General features: G+C 41.1%; 19 protein-coding genes and 1 tRNA gene. 5 read left to right on the forward strand and 15 right to left on the reverse strand.

Annotated elements, in window-relative coordinates; all coding sequences use genetic code 11:
• Positions 1-167 precede the first annotated feature (167 nt).
• The 4 genes from F8R90_RS17830 to F8R90_RS17845 all read left to right on the forward strand — a co-directional run bounded on the left by F8R90_RS17830 (position 168) and on the right by F8R90_RS17845 (position 4,494).
• Positions 168-239, forward strand: a tRNA-Gly gene (locus tag F8R90_RS17830).
• Positions 240-1,118: 879 nt separating this feature from the next.
• On the forward strand, positions 1,119-1,526 hold the full coding sequence (locus tag F8R90_RS17835) for a hypothetical protein (RefSeq protein WP_094348002.1): 408 nt from the start codon (positions 1,119-1,121) through the stop codon (positions 1,524-1,526).
• A gap of 4 nt (positions 1,527-1,530) precedes the next feature.
• Positions 1,531-2,796 (forward strand): glutamate-5-semialdehyde dehydrogenase, encoded by a 1,266-nt coding sequence (locus F8R90_RS17840; protein ID WP_196511828.1) that lies wholly within the window; start codon positions 1,531-1,533, stop codon positions 2,794-2,796.
• Positions 2,797-3,642: 846 nt separating this feature from the next.
• On the forward strand, positions 3,643-4,494 hold the full coding sequence (locus F8R90_RS17845) for a universal stress protein (RefSeq protein ID WP_196511829.1): 852 nt from the start codon (positions 3,643-3,645) through the stop codon (positions 4,492-4,494).
• A gap of 80 nt (positions 4,495-4,574) precedes the next feature.
• On the opposite strand, the gene psbM is transcribed toward F8R90_RS17845, so the two are convergent.
• The 5 genes from psbM to F8R90_RS17870 form a co-directional block, all read right to left on the reverse strand.
• The gene (psbM, locus tag F8R90_RS17850) at positions 4,575-4,691 is read right to left on the reverse strand and encodes a photosystem II reaction center protein PsbM (protein WP_138497365.1); all 117 of its coding nucleotides are present in this window, start codon (positions 4,689-4,691) and stop codon (positions 4,575-4,577) included.
• 117 nt (positions 4,692-4,808) lie between these two features.
• On the reverse strand, positions 4,809-5,105 hold the full coding sequence (locus F8R90_RS17855) for a 2Fe-2S iron-sulfur cluster-binding protein (protein WP_196511830.1): 297 nt from the start codon (positions 5,103-5,105) through the stop codon (positions 4,809-4,811).
• Positions 5,106-5,290: 185 nt separating this feature from the next.
• Complete coding sequence (locus tag F8R90_RS17860) at positions 5,291-5,428, reverse strand: photosystem II reaction center protein K (RefSeq protein ID WP_190893869.1); 138 nt, start codon at positions 5,426-5,428, stop codon at positions 5,291-5,293.
• Positions 5,429-5,506: 78 nt separating this feature from the next.
• Positions 5,507-6,655: a tRNA guanosine(34) transglycosylase Tgt gene (gene tgt / locus F8R90_RS17865; protein ID WP_196511831.1), complete on the reverse strand. Its 1,149-nt coding sequence runs from the start codon at positions 6,653-6,655 to the stop codon at positions 5,507-5,509.
• A gap of 398 nt (positions 6,656-7,053) precedes the next feature.
• Positions 7,054-7,506 (reverse strand): hypothetical protein, encoded by a 453-nt coding sequence (locus F8R90_RS17870; RefSeq protein WP_190893867.1) that lies wholly within the window; start codon positions 7,504-7,506, stop codon positions 7,054-7,056.
• 375 nt (positions 7,507-7,881) lie between these two features.
• Here F8R90_RS17870 and cobS point away from each other — a divergent pair, with 375 nt between their 5' ends.
• Positions 7,882-8,655, forward strand: a complete 774-nt coding sequence (cobS, locus tag F8R90_RS17875) for an adenosylcobinamide-GDP ribazoletransferase (protein ID WP_196511832.1) — start codon at positions 7,882-7,884, stop codon at positions 8,653-8,655.
• 56 nt (positions 8,656-8,711) lie between these two features.
• Here cobS and F8R90_RS17880 read toward each other — a convergent pair whose 3' ends face one another.
• From F8R90_RS17880 to F8R90_RS17925, 10 genes are all read right to left on the reverse strand, one after another.
• Positions 8,712-9,167 carry a PPC domain-containing protein gene (locus F8R90_RS17880; protein ID WP_190893865.1) on the reverse strand — a complete coding sequence of 152 codons (456 nt, stop codon included), beginning with the start codon at positions 9,165-9,167 and terminating at the stop codon, positions 8,712-8,714.
• Between the two features lie 87 nt (positions 9,168-9,254).
• A complete protein-coding gene (locus F8R90_RS17885) occupies positions 9,255-9,932 on the reverse strand; it encodes a ComF family protein (RefSeq protein WP_196511833.1) in 678 nt (225 codons plus the stop codon).
• Between the two features lie 33 nt (positions 9,933-9,965).
• Positions 9,966-10,454, reverse strand: coding sequence for a GNAT family N-acetyltransferase (locus tag F8R90_RS17890; protein ID WP_196511834.1), 489 nt, complete (start codon positions 10,452-10,454; stop codon positions 9,966-9,968).
• Between the two features lie 344 nt (positions 10,455-10,798).
• The gene (locus F8R90_RS17895) at positions 10,799-11,203 is read right to left on the reverse strand and encodes a VOC family protein (RefSeq protein WP_196511835.1); all 405 of its coding nucleotides are present in this window, start codon (positions 11,201-11,203) and stop codon (positions 10,799-10,801) included.
• Positions 11,204-11,221: 18 nt separating this feature from the next.
• Positions 11,222-11,818, reverse strand: a complete 597-nt coding sequence (locus F8R90_RS17900; protein WP_196511836.1) for a tRNA-(ms[2]io[6]A)-hydroxylase — start codon at positions 11,816-11,818, stop codon at positions 11,222-11,224.
• Between the two features lie 128 nt (positions 11,819-11,946).
• The gene (locus F8R90_RS17905) at positions 11,947-13,842 is read right to left on the reverse strand and encodes a CheR family methyltransferase (protein ID WP_196511837.1); all 1,896 of its coding nucleotides are present in this window, start codon (positions 13,840-13,842) and stop codon (positions 11,947-11,949) included.
• 315 nt (positions 13,843-14,157) lie between these two features.
• Positions 14,158-14,823, reverse strand: coding sequence for a chemotaxis protein CheB (locus tag F8R90_RS17910; RefSeq protein ID WP_196511838.1), 666 nt, complete (start codon positions 14,821-14,823; stop codon positions 14,158-14,160).
• Positions 14,824-14,968: 145 nt separating this feature from the next.
• Positions 14,969-15,838 carry a polyphosphate kinase 2 family protein gene (locus F8R90_RS17915; protein WP_196511839.1) on the reverse strand — a complete coding sequence of 290 codons (870 nt, stop codon included), beginning with the start codon at positions 15,836-15,838 and terminating at the stop codon, positions 14,969-14,971.
• A gap of 129 nt (positions 15,839-15,967) precedes the next feature.
• Entirely contained in the window at positions 15,968-16,444 is a 477-nt protein-coding gene (locus tag F8R90_RS17920; RefSeq protein ID WP_196511840.1) for a hypothetical protein, read from the reverse strand.
• Positions 16,445-16,650: 206 nt separating this feature from the next.
• Positions 16,651-17,910, reverse strand: coding sequence for a proton extrusion protein PcxA (locus F8R90_RS17925; protein ID WP_196511841.1), 1,260 nt, complete (start codon positions 17,908-17,910; stop codon positions 16,651-16,653).
• Positions 17,911-17,988: the final 78 nt, after the last annotated feature.

The raw sequence follows: 17,988 nt of genomic DNA on the forward strand, positions 1-17,988 counted from the left end.
CTAATGACTAATGACTAATGACTAATGACTAATGACTAATGACTAATGACTAATGACTAATGACTAATGACTAATGACTAATGACTAATGACTAATGACTAAAATAAATAAATTAAGGGGTTGACAATTAGGGATAAATTTGAGATATTGATATATGGCAATTGATTGCGGGTGTAGCTCAGTGGTAGAGCGTCACCTTGCCAAGGTGAATGTCGCGCGTTCGAATCGCGTCACCCGCTTCCAACTAAAACCTCTTGGAATTTTCAAATCCAAGGGGTTTAGTATTTTTAGGGTGCAATGAAGTGTTCGTCGATTTGCGCTCCACTTTTGTGAACCGTTCCCAATGTGGACAGATCGAGCAAACAATCGTCTACTCAATCAATTTGAATATTGCCCACTTGCTAAGAAATATAAAACCCAACTTTAGGCTGGTGTAGATATACATTAGCTTGGCTACAATCTTTACAAGTGTAATCAATTCGTTTTATGTAGGGTGTATTACACTGGACTAAAGGTGGCTAGTTAAATAGTAGTGCAGTCAGGTGCAAAGCGTTTTTTAGCAGTGAAGTTAGCCACAATCTATTTGGAGAAAGAGTCACACACACGCTCTGGATGTTTTGGCAATTCCCGCTCTTGAAACGCTTGTGAAATGCAAGCAATAGAGATTGGACGTAATCCCGACATAACCTTGATAACTGGATAGTAATATACAGTGACCTAAAAGAAAATTAGGGGGTTTATTGGTGTTTGTTGTTTATGAGCGTAGCCTTCCCAAACGATTTGTTTTAGGAGCGATCGCCACGTAGGCTTAAAATTGTACCAGATGTGTCAGCATAATAAATGCTCAAAAACGCAACCACTTACCTTGAAAGCAACAGATGAAGAGAAGGAAATTTTTAAACAAGATTGCCAGCTACTGGGAAAGACTTCAAACAGACGATCCTATACTGGTATGGCAATTACGATACTTAAATTTGGCTGCATCTACTGTTTGCAATCATGGCGATGTTTGGAACGCCTGTCCATCTATATAAATAATAGAGAAGCCTTATCAGGCATTTACCAAGACTTATATTCTCGTAATTCGTGTAAAACACGCCCAAGTTATTAGAACGCTTGTGCAATCTCAAAAACCTGAAAAAATAGACTTCAATACCGAATATCCCTGTCCCTGTCGTCGCCGGGGTCAGTTAATTCCGATTACGCTGACAGAAGCATTTGGTTGCGATCGCTGTCAGCAAATCTTTGTAGTAGAAGATAATGGTCATGTCCTAGAACAGCTTTCTACCACCTATCCCTACAAACGGGCTTGGCGTTGGATGGGAAATAGTTGGCATGTTGTCCATCCCCGCTTGGGAGAAAGCTATCTGCCTATAGCACTTGGCATTATTTTCGTGCTAGTGATTATATGGCTGCCATTAGCACTGCGATTGGCAAATGGTTCCAGCATTATTGCTTGGGCAATGGTGGCGGTGCTATTGGCTATTCTGCCAGCGCTAATGGTCTGGCTTACCTACAGACGTTAACTCAATGACTGTTGAAGTTTTGGATGACCACCCCGAACCGATTACTAGTGCCCAACGAGCCTATCATGCTTCCCTAAAGTTGGGGATCACAAAAGGAGCAGACCGAAGTCGTGCAGTACTGGCAATGGCACAAGCTCTTGAGCGCTCATTTGACGACATTCTAGAAGCCAATACTTTGGATTTAGAAGCCAGTCGAGAAATGGCAGTGCCAGAGTTGATATTGGACTGGCTGAAGCTGACTCCCACAAGGCTAGAGATGACCGTGGACATTTTACAACGGTTGGGGGAATTATCAGATCCGCTGCGGCGCGTCAGAACGGCTGATTATCAACTGGAAGATTCCCAAAGTTACACCCAGTTAATGCCCTTGGGAGTGATTGGATTTATTTATGAAGCGTTCCCAGATTTAGGGGCGATCGCAGCGGGTTTTTGTATCAAAACTGGCAATAGTATTATTCTCAAAGGCAGTACTGAAGCTAGCCATTCTAACGCGGTCATTGCTGAGATACTGCAAAGTGCGATCGCAGAAGTTGGTCTAGCTCCAGGCTGTCTAGAACTGATCACAGCAGAACATGGTGCTTCGATTCGGGATTTAGTTACCCAAGACCAGTATGTGAATTTAGTAATTCCCTACGGACGTACTACCTTAATACAGCAGGTAGTACGACACTCAACTTGCCCAGTCTTAAAGTCAGCAATGGGTAACTGTTATCTCTACTGGTCGCTCAATAGCAGCTTAGAAATGGTGCGCTGGATGATTTTTAATAGCCATCAGAGCGAACCAGACCAAGTTAATGCCATTGAAAAGGTGCTAATTCATCGCCAAGCCTTGCCATCATCTTTAGCAGTTCTGTGGAACAGCTTGATGGAAAAAGGCTTTGAAATTAAAGGGGATGCAGAACTAGTAGAAGCCTTTCCCCAGTTGCAGCTGGTGAAGGAAAGCGAATGGGGAAACCCTTATTTAACTAGGACAGTGGCTTTTAAACTTGTGGATAGCTTAGAGGGTGCGATCGCCTGGATTAATGAACACAGCAGTGGTCATGCCGACTCTATCGTTACTGAATCCTACCAGGAAAGTCGGCAGTTTGCCTTAGGAGTTAACAGTGCTTCTACCTACATCAACACTTCCCCGCGTTTTTCCCGCAACCCCTCGCGGGGAGATTCAGTATTTCTTGGCATGTCTAACCAAAAAGGTCATCGTCGGGGATTTATCAGCCTGGAAACTTTGACCACCGTCAAGCACATTGTTCAGGGAAATGGCAGATTTTAAATAATTCGTAATTCGTAATGACGCTCGCGGACTCGCTACCGCTACGCTAACGTAATTCGTAATTAAAAAAGGGTTTGCCAAAAGTGCCTGTAGTGGCAGTTCTGTGGGGTCTAAATGTCCCACAAAATTCTTCCCATGCCCCAATCCGACAACTGAGACTTGAATTCCTCTGTGAAAACCCTAGTTTCGTTTGTAGTCCAAAACGGACAACCAGCCAGGGGCGCATCTAAGTTAAGCGAATCTCATCAGTAATCAAACAAACCCCCACAGATTCTATTTGGGGGGTTTCAATATAGTATTAAATATGATTTTTACTATTAGAACATCTGAATTCGGATGTTGTTATCCTACATTTTCTGCTCTTGGAATATGGCAATCCTATCTGAGTTCCCAAAACTGCAAGAGACTTTAAAAAAGGCGGATAATAGGGAAAATTTAGAATTAGTCGTAGACTATTCAAGCCTGAGCGATCGCCTGTTAGGGCTTACAGTGAATAAATTTTTCTGATGAGTTATTTTGGCATTTCTTTGCAATACTTAACTAATTTATAATTAAAAAAAATTAACATAGATTAAAAATAATAACTAACATCATAATTTATTAAGTTCTTCAGGCTAAGTTGAGAGTATGCTTAATAATTGAAGTCTAGTTGAGAGTTTAAGTAACTAGGTGCAAATAAATCTAAACATTTGTTTACTTATTCATTTGTTTGAGTGTTAAATACTAAAAAATAAAGTTTATTTGTACCAACTTACTAACTAGGTTGTCGAGCAAGGCGGTAAAAATTTTACCAGAGCCAAGTACTAACAGCGAAAACAAAAGTAAACTTAACAAAAATTACGTAATATGATAAGAAGAATTTTGCTGGCTGTATCGGGATTGGGACACGCAGAAGAAATGCTCAAAACCCTGAAAGAAATCCCTTCAATTCAATCTGCAAAAGTTACAATTTTGCATGTTGTTCAGGCACAAAGTACTGCTGCTACCATGACAACTAAATGGGAAAATGGTGGTAAAATTCTGGCGAATGCCATCCAAACTTTGAACTTAGACCCTAGCGAGGTTTCTTCAATTTTGCGCGAAGGCGACCCCAAAGATGTAGTTTGCCAAGTAGCTGATGAAATCGACGCTGACTTGATTATTATGGGTTCACGCGGACTTAAGCGGCTGCAATCGATTTTATCGAACTCAGTCAGCCAGTATGTTTTTCAGCTATCTTCTCGCCCCATGTTGCTGGTAAAAGATGACATTTATGTGAAAAGAATTAAGCGCATTATGGTGGCAATAGACAACTCTGATTCTGCAAAAAACTGCTTGAAATTGGCACTGTTTTTACTGCGAGATATTCAGGGAGGCCAGTTAATTTTGGCAAATGTGACTACAGACTTAGGCGGTAAAAAATCGGAAATAACTGAAGTTAGTTCAGACAAAAATCCAGTTTTAGCAGCCGCAGTTGCAGAAGCTGAAAAACAGGGCATCCAATCTCGTTCTTATATCAGCAGTGGCAAACCTGGTGAAGAAATTTGTCGATTGGCAGAGGAGTTGAATGTAGACTTATTATTGCTCGGTTCTCCTGATCGCCGCCCATCGATCGCTAAGAGTTTTGTCGATATAGACAGACTCATCGGTTCTTCCTTGTCTGATTATGTTCGAGTCAATGCCACTTGTCCAGTACTGTTGGCGCGGACGATCGCTTAAAGGCAAAATAGAGTTAGTGGTAGATAAATAAAAACCCCTACACGACTAGTGCAGGGGTTTTTTATTTGATACACAAACTTTTAACTATCTTTTCCACCTTCGCGGCTAGCAGTTTGGATGTACAGAATTAGTAAAAACACAGTGGGGACTAGTACGAACAAAATGCTCGCTACGAACCCCAGGTCATTAACTTGCATGGCAAGAAAGCCTCTCTTAAATTTCCAGTCAACAACATTAGGATAGCATCATCAATGACAGAGTTAGCCCAAATTTTTTACTTTCTCACATGCTAACCACGGTTGATCCCACAAAAGTTAAGGCTTCGTAACCACACTGACTGAGCCATTCACTAAAGTTTGACAGGCAAGGCGGTAATTTTCTGGCTTTTTTTTGAATTTTCGGTTTTCTACGTCTGTGCGGGGGGAGAGATTTTCTATTCCTTCGACTATTTCCACAACGCAAGTACCACACTGACCATTACCACCGCAATTGGTCATCTTGCCAATGAATGTATATATATCAATGCCATTTTGCATCGCTTTGAGTCGGAGATTTGCACCATCTGCCGCCACTACTTCTTTATTCTCTTTAACGAATTTGATATTACCCATAACTAATTCCTCCTTGACTCTAAGCTTGGCTTTCAAGGCTTCATATTGACATGGCTTGATTCACATCTTATTTATTATATTAAATCATTACAAAATATTAATAAATATTAATTTTATAAAATATATCGCCACAAAAAAATAGAACAGGTATAGTACCTGTCCTATAAATTGAAAAATAGATTAACTTACCTAAATCCCACGGCTGCCTGCCAAACGAAAGCAAGCAACAAGAAGAATACAGGGATGACTGGGAGAACGTCCACCAAAGGATCAAAGATTTGGTAAGCTTCAGGCAGTTTTGCTAATAAAAGTCCTGCTTCCATGTTTGTTTAAATCCAACTATCCAACACAGCTTTCATAATTGAGAGATATCTTAACATGGTTTGGGTCTTGATAATTTGTCAATAGTCATTTGTAATTTCCCCCTCATCTGGTGCTGATTCAGATGAGTTGAGCCAGTGACCAAATTCTGTAACAAAGCAATCGCTCAATATTGCTTCCCTAATCTTTTGCGTAAAGCGAATTAGTTCGGTAATGTTGTGAATGCTCAACAAAGTATAAGCTAAAATTTCTTGCGATCGCACTAAATGAGATATGTAAGCCCGGCTAAAATTTTGACAAGTGTAGCAAGGACAAGTTTCATCTAATGGCGTAAAATCTTCACGAAACTTAGCATTTTTTAAATTCCAGCGTCCGCCTTGGACTATTGCCGTCCCATGCCTTGCCCAACGGGTGGGAATTACGCAATCAAATAAATCTATACCAGATGCGATCGCGATCGCCATTTCCCGATAAGTACCGACACCCATCAAATAACGCGGCTTTTCAGGCGGTAGAAGCGGTGCTGTGACTTTCACAATCTCAGCCATCAATTCTGGCGGTTCTCCCACACTCACGCCACCAATGGCATATCCGGGCAAATCTAACTTAGCCAAAGCTTCTGCTGCACGGCAACGCAAATCCAAATATACGCCCCCTTGCACAATCCCAAACAAAGCCTGTTCACTGCGTTGATGAGCCGTAATGCAGCGTTCTAACCAACGATAAGTGCGCTCAGTTGCAGTTTCTACCTCTTGGCGAGTTGCTGGGTAGGGTGGACACTCATCAAAGGCCATGATCACATCTGCCCCTAAAGTATTTTGAATCTGAATGGAGCGCTCTGGGGTCAAGTTAATAATTTGCCCATCATGGGGTGAGCGGAAAGTTACGCCTTCTTCAGTAATTTTTCGCATCTCGCTTAAGCTGAAGACCTGAAACCCACCTGAATCTGTGAGCATTGGGCCGTTCCAACCCATAAATTTGTGCAACCCACCACCCCCAGCCACGATCGCTTCTCCAGGTTGTAGGTGAAGATGATAAGTATTCGATAAGATCATTTGCGCCCCAGTATCTCGTAGCTGAGATGGAGTGATAGTTTTGACATTTGCCAGCGTTCCCACTGGCATAAATCTGGGGGTTTCTACAACGCCGTGAGGAGTAAAAAACACTCCTGCTCTAGCTTTGGTTTGGCTACAGCAAGCAAGACATTCAAAGGAAAAATTCGCACTCATACCATTTTAGATTTTTGAAGATGCGCCTATAGGACTTACCCAAAACTATACGATTGTAGGGGCAATTCATGTAGCCGAAGGCTTCCCATACCACTTTGTGGAAACAAGCTACGCGTAGTGTCTCCGTTAGAAGAAGGATATTGCTCCTACATGAATAAAGCGCAGTCTCATTGAAAGAGGCAGGAGACAGGGGACAGGGGGCAGGAGGGGATTCAATCCCTACTGATTTGAAGCCACTTAACTCTCGTTCAGTGCTTTTGGTTTAAGCCCTTGCTCTAAGGGCGATGGCGCAACCTGCCGCGATGCCTGCGGCAGAAAACAGAGAGCAGTTTTCTTCTCTCTTCAACTGCCCTCTATTTTCTGCCTTCCTTGATAAAAATGGTATGACAGTTGCTATTTTAGAAAGAATCAGAACAGTCATCGTCGATTTCTGCATCCCATCTGGCTGAGAGGACTTGCTCCATCATCGCTTCTATGGCGCTGACATTGAAGTTTCGCTCTCGTCGCTCTTGTATGGGAGTTGATCGGGGAATCAACCGCAGACACACTCCTTCTTGCATCAAATCAAAATAGGTTTCCTGTTGCGATGACTGTTTTAGTTCCAAGTAATCAAAACTACAAACATTCAGATATAGCGCGTGGTTAGCCACTAAGGTAGACCTTTGCGGATTGGCGAAAACCTCCATCACATCCCCTTCACCCTCGCTCAGTATCTTATCTTCTTGGGTGTAGATGTAGTGGACTCGACCTAAATCTGTCAGCAATCGCCGGATGTCGAGCTTATTCACAATGATGCCCGTGTTAATAATGCACGGAGCTGGTATCCTGGTGTCGGGTAGATGGTGACTCATAGGAAAATAGCGATTGAGCTAAGGAGAGCAACAACATAGCTAAACTGTCATAATTGAATAGCTTGTTTACTCCCTACATTTAAAAAAATATCAATTTTGTGGGGCAATCGTCTAACTAATCTGGAGTAAGTTTTTACTTAACGAATACAAAACACCAATTTTGATTCCTGATGGAATTTTAATTTCCTGAATCATTCGTTTTTGTATAAAAAGTACTGTGATTATTGGTTTACCACTTAGAACAGCATAACAAAATTTTCAAGGAGAATCTCTAATAGAAGTAAATCTTATCTAAAGTTTTAAAGTCTGTTCATATCGGTTGTAACAAACCCAAGTCTATTATCCAGCAATTAACCAAATATTAATGTAACTAAGATGACGAAACAGCAACAGTGGTGGAAAAAGCTGCTGTTAAAGCTGGCAGCAAGTATTATATTTTACACGATTATTCCTATGCCGTATTTGAACGGATTGGAATTTGGGGGAGTGGCACGTCTTGCTTGGCTTATAGGATTGATAATTGGGGGAATTTTGGGGTTACTGGATACGGGGATGGATTTTATTGGTATGCCAGTGTTAACTCGTAGTGCTTTAGTAGTCAGTGTTTGGATTGCCATAACTGGAGGACTGCACTTAGATGGGGCAATGGATACTGCCGATGGTTTAGCAGTGGGCGACCCAGATCGGCGGCTGGAGGTGATGACAGATAGCGCCACAGGTGCTTTTGGAGCAATGGCAGCGATCGCCTTGGTATTACTAAAAATAACTGCTTTGACAGATATGCCAGAAAACCGTTGGTTATTGCTGATAGCAGCTTGTGGCTGGGGACGTTGGGGACAGCAGCTAGCGATCGCCCGATATCCTTATCTGAAACCAACTGGCAAAGGTGCATTTCACAAACAAGCCATTCGTTCTTACAGAGATTTGTTACCGGGATTGTTGTTGTTGTTGGGTTTGAGTGGTTTACTTGTGCTAATAGATAAACAGCAGCTATTTCTCGCACTGGCAATGATAGTTGCTGGAAGTGCGATCGCTACTTTAACTGGTGCATGGTTCAACCACAAACTAGGTGGACACACAGGAGATACCTACGGCGCAGTCGTTGAGTGGACAGAAGCCTTATTTCTCTGTGTACTGACAGTTTTTTAAAAAATGAGGGAGCAGGGAGCAGGAAAAGAATTTTTAACTCCTGACTAATGACTACTTCATTTAATAGGTTGCAGCTTTGTCACCTTGAGTTTAAAAGCCCCAACCCCAGTTTCCCCAAAAGACCGGACACGAATAACATAATTCCCTGTCTCTACGATGCGGGTAAATAGTAGGGAATTGCTACTACCATCTGGGCCATCATCATTTTCTGCCAGAGTCGATCCGTTAGGTGCTAGCAGGGTGATGATACTGTCAAAGTTTTCAGATGACAGGTCAACTGCTAAATTATCGCCCTTCTCTAACCTCACAGTGTAATCACGAGCAAACCCACCCTGACCTGTGGGAATGTCTTTATCTGAAAGGCTATCGGAAAGTTCAGTACTGTTAGATAAAGGAATTGGACTATACAATTTATTTTGAGCAAAAGCTGCACTTGTGCTTATGCCTATTGCCAGCAATGTGGCAGGAATGATGATGAGTTGTTTTAAACCCGCCGCAAAAACTTTATTCATACATTTCAAGCAATTGTTTCTACAGAAATAGGGTAATTCGGTCAATTTATGCACTTATCTGCTAAAGCTTGCCCATTAATTCTTGATTTATCCGTCTTTGACCGCAGTGGCTACTGCTACTAATCCTAAGACCACAATTCCATACTGACTAAGTGTTTGCACAGCAGACCTGGCAGTAGCACCAGTAGTATAAATATCATCCACTAACAGCACTGGGACATTTGGAGGACGACGGCGAAATTCTTGCCCAACAGCAAAAGCTTTAGCCAAGTTTTGTTCTCGTTTAGATACCGATAAACCAAATTGCGCTTCAGTTTCTCGCACTCTTGCTAAACCATTTAGTTTCAATTTTAATCCAGTTATTTCGCAGAAGCTTTGTCCTATCAGTGCGGCTTGATTGTATTTACGTTGTTTTTGCTTGCTAGGGTGGAGTGGGATGGGAACTACCACAGGCTGGCTATCTCGCCTCGGTGAATTTAACAACCATGCTTCTCCTAACCATTGACCCAAGGGACGAGCTATTTGGGGTTGATTTTCATATTTCATCGCTGCGATCGCTCGTTTCACCGGGCCACCATACTCCCCCCAGCCAAATACTGGTATTGGCTCTTGCCATAAAGAAATCGGGTCTTTTCGTTGACATTTTTGCAGTTGTCTGGTGCAGTTCTGACAGAATTCTTGCGAGGTTGCACGTTGGCACAGAGGGCAATGGGATTGGAGAAAAAGATTGAGTAAGCCTGTGAGATTTTTAATCCAAGTGTGCATTTAGAATTGTCCTTTGTCATTAGTCATTAGTCATTAGTCTTTGACCAATGACTTAACATACACGCGATCGCATCTTGTTGTTTCTACTCCCGTTGCTGGAGTGTAGCCGTTGCTTTCATACAGCTTGACTGCTTCCACCAAAACGCTGGCGGTTTCAATCCAAATTTGCCCAAATCCACGCTCTGCGATCGCGGCTTCTAGCTGTTGTAACAAATATTTCCCTAATCCCAAACCCCTAATGCTGGGTAAAAGATACATTTTGCGTATTTCTACGGCTTTTTCACCACGGTGTATAGGGTAGTAAGCCCCAGTACCTACTAACTGGCTTTGGTGTTCAATTACCCAAAACTCTCCCCCAGTAGCTAAATAAAATTCCTCTACTCGCAGCACATCTCGGTCAGCGCCCTTAGGTTCCCAACCCAAACCGTATTCTGATAGTACATAACTGATGACTTCGGCGGCTCTTGTGCGATCGCTTTTCACCCAATCACGAATTAAAAAATCTTGATAATAGTTTTTCATACCATTTGCTGGTCAAGTTTACACAGAAAATTTTCCTGGTTCTATATCCCAATTTACCCAGCAAATAGCTTTTGTGGCAGAGTCTATTTCAGGCGGTACTCTCAAGGTGTCAATGAGGCGATAAGGGGAGGAGAATTGTCTTCCCCTCCCCTTCTCTGCTTACCAAAGATAATTCAGCGATATAGTAGCCCGCCGCAGGCATCGCTACTATATCGCTGACATTGATATTACAAAAGGATTTGGTCCTTGGACTTGTGTACCAGATGTAGGGCTAAGTTCGTGATTGCGAACTAAAATAACTAAGTTTGTAGTTCAGATAATGGATAGTTGTTGGCGGCTAACTTTTAACTGATAATTCCTAGATTATTGTAGATTTCGATGAGATTTCCATCAGGATCGCGGAAATGAGCTGTGCGAATTCCCCAGTCTGGGCGATCTTGTGGTTCAGTCACAACGATCGCATTCTGATCTTTTACTTGCTGATAGACTTCATCCACGTTATCGACTGCAAAAATCAAGACAATTTTATCTCGATTGACAACATATGAAGGCTGTTCGATTCTTGGGACTACTTCAGCCATTAATTCTTTTTTGAACAAACCCAGCTTGAGATATCCGGTATTAAACTCAGCATATCCGCTATCTTCATCGCCCCAATCGACATCAAATTTCAGCAGATCCCGGTAGAACAGAAAAGAATCTTTATAGTTGGATACAAGCAGTCTCAGGTGTGTTAACTGAAGCTTCATATCTATTGGGTTAGTCTACTAACTGTGAATTCTAGGTTCTGGGTGCAAAGTCGCCAGTAACTCACTTTCGACAATTGCTAATTCATCAAGCCGTTGCATGACAATTTCTCTGTCAAAGTAAGTAGCAGCTAATACCCAATATATACCGTAGTGACGCGCTTCGGATGCCATTAGCCCACGATAAAATTTTGCTAATTCTGGCTCTGGACAGTGAGCAGCTAATAGTCCTAGGCGTTCGTGAGAGCGAGCTTCTATTAAACCAGTGACTAGTAAGGAATCCAGAAATCGCTCAGGTTCTTTAGGGCGGACTGTAGCTTTTAAACCCGCGCCGTAGGGAGGCGGTGGTAAGGGAGCCAGGGGAATATTCCGGCGTTCTAACCATTGGTTAACTAGCTCAAAGTGTTCTAGTTCTTCGCGGGCGATCGCAGTTAGTTCCCGAACCATTTTAGTATTGGAGGGGTAGCGAAACATCATGTTCAAGGCTACGCCTGCTGCTTTGCGTTCACAATGCGAGTGGTCGAGTAAGATGATATCTAAGTTAGCGATCGCTTGTTCAACCCAAGCAGAGCTAGTGGGCTGTTTCAGGACATTAATAGTTGGTAATTGAGTAAACACAGAGTCAATCAATTTTGGATTTTGGATTTTTCCATAGTTTAAACTAGTAGTCCACCAAAGAAACTTTGCGGGGTTTATCGTCAGAAAATCAAGTTCTTTTCTCCCCTGCCCCCTGCCCCCTCCCTCTTTCATTCCTGCTGCCGGCGTTCCTCCATTTCTTGACTTGAAATCATACTATTAACTCTTTCTACATCTACCATCATCAAAACTGCTCCTTGCATTTCAATGCCATGCAGGGGAGTGATGGCCAAGTAACATTTTATTTGCCTACCCCGACGATTGGTAGCATCGAGGATCATTTCTTGAAATTCTTTTTTCCCGGTTATGGACTCGCGGATAGGCGATCGCAACTGCTCGACGGGTAGCCCAATGTCTAGGCTAAAGAGAGACTTTCCTAGTACTTCATCAGTCCGCAAGCCCCATAAATCCTCTACCATGTAATTCCAAATTGAGATATTAAAGCTGCTGTCAATTACCACTATTCCCGTTTGGAGACTTCTCAAAATAGAGATGAGGAAAATGTTTGTGCGATTTAGTTCTGTAGTGCGCTGCGAAAGTTCGCTATTAATTGTCTGTAATTCTTCATTAGTAGATTGAAGTTCTTCATTCATCGTCTCCAATTCTTCATTGGTGGATTGGAGTTCTTCGTTGGTTGTTTCTAACTCTTCATTGGTGGATTGGAGTTCTTCGTTGGTGGTTTCTAATTCTTCATTGGTAGATTGAAGTTCTTCGTTGGTGGTTTCTAATTCTTCTTGGGAGCGTTGCAGCGCTTCTTGGAGTTTAATGTAACGGCTGACATCATTAAAAGCGATGCTAACACCTAAATAACTGGTGTCGGTGTCTTGCAAAGGCGTAATCAGCACATCCAGATATTGGGTTTCTGTGTTGGATAAATAGCGCTCTACATTTGTCAAGTTGATCGGGCGGCGTTCGGTATAAGCCCGTTCAATAAGCGATCGCAGTTCTATTGGTCGATAGGAAAGCTCTAGATCCTGGAAAGGACGAGTTAAATCTCTGGGTGAAAGGGCAAATAAATTCCGCGCCTGCTCGTTCACCAGTACTAGAGTGCCATTGTTATCAATAACCACTTGGGCGATTGTTGCTGTGTCGAAACTCAAATCTCGCAACCGCAGGTGTCGAGACAAACGGCTGCTAGATTCGTCTTCTACTGTATTTGCCATAACTAAGAGGCGATCGCGGATATTCACTGACGATGCCTTAGTAAATATCCGGTTTTTTAAGTCTATTGGGGTAAAAAGATTAGAATGCATCAACAGCATCTCTGCTTTCCCCAAAAACAGATAGCCAGTATCATTGAGTGCAAAATGAAACCGGGCCAGTATTCGCCCTTGAGTCTCAGAATTAAAATACATTAATGTATTACGGCTGACCAGTAAATCTAAGCGTGAAATTGGCGCATCCTGAAGTAGATCGTGGCGGCCAAAAATTACTGAGCGGCGCAAGTCTTGGCGGAAGACGTAGCGGTTACCGAGAATCTCAAAGTATTTTTGCCGCAGTTCATCAGGTACCTGCTGGACATCTTTTGCTGAATACACAGCTTGGCGAGCCTGATTGAGAGCCTCTTCATCTACATCTGTAGCGTAGATTTTCACTCGTTGGCGAAATTCCTCTGCTCCCAATATTTCAGCCATCAACATTGCCAAGGTATAAGCTTCTTCCCCAGAAGCACAGCCAGCGCTCCAGATGCGGATTTGGTCAGAAGTTTTTTTCTTCTTAAGTAGGTTAGGTAGTATTTGCTCGGCTAAGTATTCCCAAGCTGATGAATCTCGAAAAAAAGCGGTGACGTTAATTAGGATGGTGTTAAAAAGATAATTGAATTCTTCTGGATAAACTTCTAAGTAGTCTAGATAATCTCCAAAGTTCTCTATGGCCAATGGCTGCATTCGCTTGCGTACCCGACGCATCAAAGTCGAGCGCTTATAGCCTGTAAAATCAAATCCCCGGCTTTGTCTGAGATAAACTAGTAGATTTTCAAATTCGGGGTCTTTTTCTGTGCCAGTCATACCAATTTTGGATTTTAGATTTTGGTTTAGAAATCTTTACCAAAAAGCTGTTACCCAAACTTCAAATAATACTACCTATGGTAATTTTTTGTCACAGGGTAAGTTAAAGGGAATCAGGATTAAGGAAAGAAGGCTGATTGATATTTTGGGACTTGCTAATGATAATGTCAATCATAAGCACTTTCCCAGTTTATTAATTCTAATATTTTTTACTATTTTAAATTACCTCCGTCGCCCGGCCGGAAATAAATTTCCTATGTCAATCCTCTTCTTTATTTAGTTTTCGTTAGAAGACTTTAGCTATTAGCCTCAGAATTAATTCTGAGGCGGTAGTTGGGACTGGTGTAATATCTCAGTTGATTCAATACCCATGACTAAAGTCACCAGGGCGCTGGAGATTTCATCCAGGGGGAGAATAAAATCTACGTTACCAGTTTGAATTGCGGCGGAGGGCATCCCGGAAAATTCGGCGGTTTTTACGTCTTGGACAATAACGGTACCGCCCATTTTTTTTATTCCCTCTACTCCCATTGCGCCATCGCTACCTGTTCCAGTTAACACAACAGCGATCGCTCTATTTTTGTAACTAGCTGCAACCGATTCAAATAATAGGTCAGCCGAAGGACGTAAAAAATGGACTAATTCCGACTGTGATAAGGAAAGCGTGCCATCACCGTTAACCAACAAGTGACGATTGGGTGGAGCAATGTAAGCCGTTCCTGGGGTAAGACAATCTCCGTCCTTTGCCTGTTTGACAGTAAGAGGCGTGCGCCGACCGAGAATTTCTGCCATGAGTGAGCGATATTCGGGAGCGAGGTGTTGCACAACAGCGATCGCGGCTGGGAATTTTGCGGGTAGAGTCGATAGCACTTTAACTAGAGCAGTCAACCCGCCTGCTGAGGCTGCGATCGCCACTATGTCAAAGGCAGCATTAGTAAAGTGAGGTGGATGATTGTTGGTATCTTCTGCCATCTGAATCATGATTTTTCGGCTGTCAGTACCAACCAAAATTATTAGATACAGAGAGGATTAATATATTTAAAATTATGCATCTTTGCTTAAATAAATTATACAGTATATTTTAACTAATTTCCTTTTTTTTGCCTTTATATGTTAAGTTCATTGGTTAATCTTCCTCTTCTAGAATGCGTTTCGCCTGCAAAAGTCGCAGCCTATGTTCTTCACTAACTGTGGGGTATTGCAGATTTAATTCTTGTAATTTTGTGCAGATAATATTAGCGACTACTAGGCGTGTAAACCATTTGCGATCGGCAGGAATAATATACCACGGGGCCCATTTCGTACTGGTGTAATTAAAAACTTCTTCATAAGCATTCATATAATCATCCCAAAAAGCTCGTTCTCGGACATCACTATCTGAAAACTTCCAATGTTTTTCAGGAGATTCAATCCGTTCTAAAAAACGTTTTTTCTGCTCTGATTTTGAGACATTCAGAAAGAACTTCAGGATGATCACACCATTGTCTACTAAATATTTTTCAAAGTTATTAATTTCTTCAAAGCGTTGTTTCCATATCTGATTTCCCTCAGGGAAGTGGGGAAGTTGTTGCTTTTTCAGCATCTCTGGATGGACACGAACTACAAGCACTTCTTCATAGTATGAGCGGTTGAATATCCCAATTCGACCTCTTTCTGGCAAAGCCTTAGTGGTTCGCCACAGGTAGTCATGGTCTAATTCTTCCGCACTGGGGGCCTTGAAACTAAACACCTGAAATCCTTGGGGGTTCACACCAGATGTCACATGTTTAATTGTGCTATCTTTACCAGCAGCATCCATTGCTTGAAAAATAATCAGCAAAGCATAGGTGTTTTGAGCGTAGAGAATATTTTGATAATTAGCTAGTCGTTCAATATCTGCCTGTAGTTTGATGGCAGCATCAGCTTTTTGATGAAAATCAGTCTTATAAGCTGGGTCATAATTTTTTTTCAAAGAAATCTTTGAACCTGGTGGAACAATGAAAGCATCATAATTCATGTATAAAACTTCCTAACGGCTGCTTATACCCAAGCATATTGTGAAGTACTAATTTTTTAAAGTTACGATTTCTTAATTAAAGAATTTTAATTTAAAATCGATAAATTTTAACTCAGCACTTGCCACCTTTCATTTTCGCCGCTTTGGCATAGGACGCATCGCTTCACGGCCCAACATAAACATTCCCGTAACACCCAAACTAACAAACCAAACATATTGATACCAGTATTGCCGAATCTGCTCACCCGTCCTGAGTTCTGGATGCATCGTGTTTAAGTACAGTAGCAGCACTAATATCATGAGCGCCCCAAAACCAACAAGGCTTAAGCCAACAAGAATTCGTGCAGGTCGCAGTTCAAAATCACTAATAGTATCTAGGTCAATTTCTGCCAGTTCCTTAAAGGAGTCATCCGCTAAAGATGAGGTCGCTTGGAATTTACTGCTCAGTTTTGGTGGCAAAATCGGCGATAGTGTTGCTACGGTTGGGCGGCGTAGTAAAGCCTCAGTATCTCGCAGCAATTCCAATGGCTTACGGGTAGTAGTTGGTTGAGCAAACTCTATGTTGTCTGTGGGAGTTGGGGCATTAGCTTTGCTTTCAAAATCCATAGTACGCTTCGGAAGAACCAGGATATATATAGCCTAGCGAATCAGGAGACAAATACGCCAAAATAATTAGTAATACTCGCTAAAGGCGGGAAGCAAGCTATGTAATTCGTAGTTAATAATTAATATTTTAGAGTAACTCAATTTAGTTGTGATAAAACACATTTTTTGTTCAGAGCAAGCGAATTTTTGTGTGGGGAAACTACGAATTATTCATCCATCTCTTTTAATGTAGCTAATGCCGACGGAGATAAGCGGCTCAGATAGCTGAATATCCAGTATTTAAAGATAGTGTTTAAAATCACAGGAAATGTTGCAATAAATAAAAATATGGCGTTTCTACTGGCTGCCACTCCTAAATGTTCTGCCAATCCTTCAAGAATAATCTCCCAGCCATCTGGTGAGTGAAACCCTACGAATATATCTGTAAAGAGAATAATTAAAAAAGCCTTAGCACTATCACTAAGTCCATAAACAATATTATCTATAAAAGACTTGACAAGGACAATTTCTCTTTTACTCAGAGCAACAAACATACCGAAACAAATTAGTGATATTAAGTCAGCAAAAATATTACTAATAGCACTATTGTTTTTTATGTGTAATTCCTCAGATATCTCAATAGCTTTGTCTTTTATTTTTTGTTTTATTCCCTCTGAAGAAATTGGTGGTGCTTGATTTAGTAAATATTCAAACCTCAAATTTTGTTGAAAATTATATAATTTATGGAGAGCTTCTTTTTCCATGTCGGAATTGATAAAAATTTGAGTTGTATTATTTACTCTATTTTTTTCTAATATAGGAATTACTAAAAATTCTTTAGATAAGTGCTGAGTTAAAATCGGTAGGATAATTAAGGTTAACAAAAATTTTAGGGCAATTCTTGTCCTATTTCTAGAAAAACGGTGATTTCTAACAAATTCTTCTTCGGCTTGTGGTGTTAAATCTGCTTTAATCCTATTAACTGTTTTACCAATAGACCTCGGAAAAACTTCAGCTTTTTGAGATGGAGGTGTGGGTTTGATATCATTGATAATACTGCTTTGCTTAAATTTTAGGGTTTGAAGATTTGATTTTAATGCAATTTTGTTAATTAGTTCATCCTTGATAGCGTACTTTTCTACAACTTCATCAATAATTTTCAAATTTTCTAATAATACAGAATTAGAAATATTTAAAGTTCTCCGACTAAGGCGAAATTCTACAAGTCTTACCTTGATAATAGTTAAATTTTTATTGAGATATACTTGCCAATAAGACATTACATTTTCAGTATAATTTACTGATTGTGTAGATATCTTTTCGCCATTAAAATGTTCTATTTCAATGTTTTTAATTCTTTGAGCTGCTTGTTGAGCTTCTAAGAGTGCCCTTTCTGGTGTATCTAAAAACCAATGGTTAAGCGATCGCAAATATTCTTTGATATTTTGGCGAAGTAAATTTGCTGTTTCAGCTAATGAATTTTTCATGATATATATGGCTATTTATAGCATATGCATTATAGTTATATAAGCATGAAAATGGGTAATATCTAGTTTAAATTATTA

Source organism: Nostoc sp. NZL, assembly GCF_015714705.1.
GTDB lineage: Bacteria > Cyanobacteriota > Cyanobacteriia > Cyanobacteriales > Nostocaceae > Nostoc > Nostoc foliaceum_A.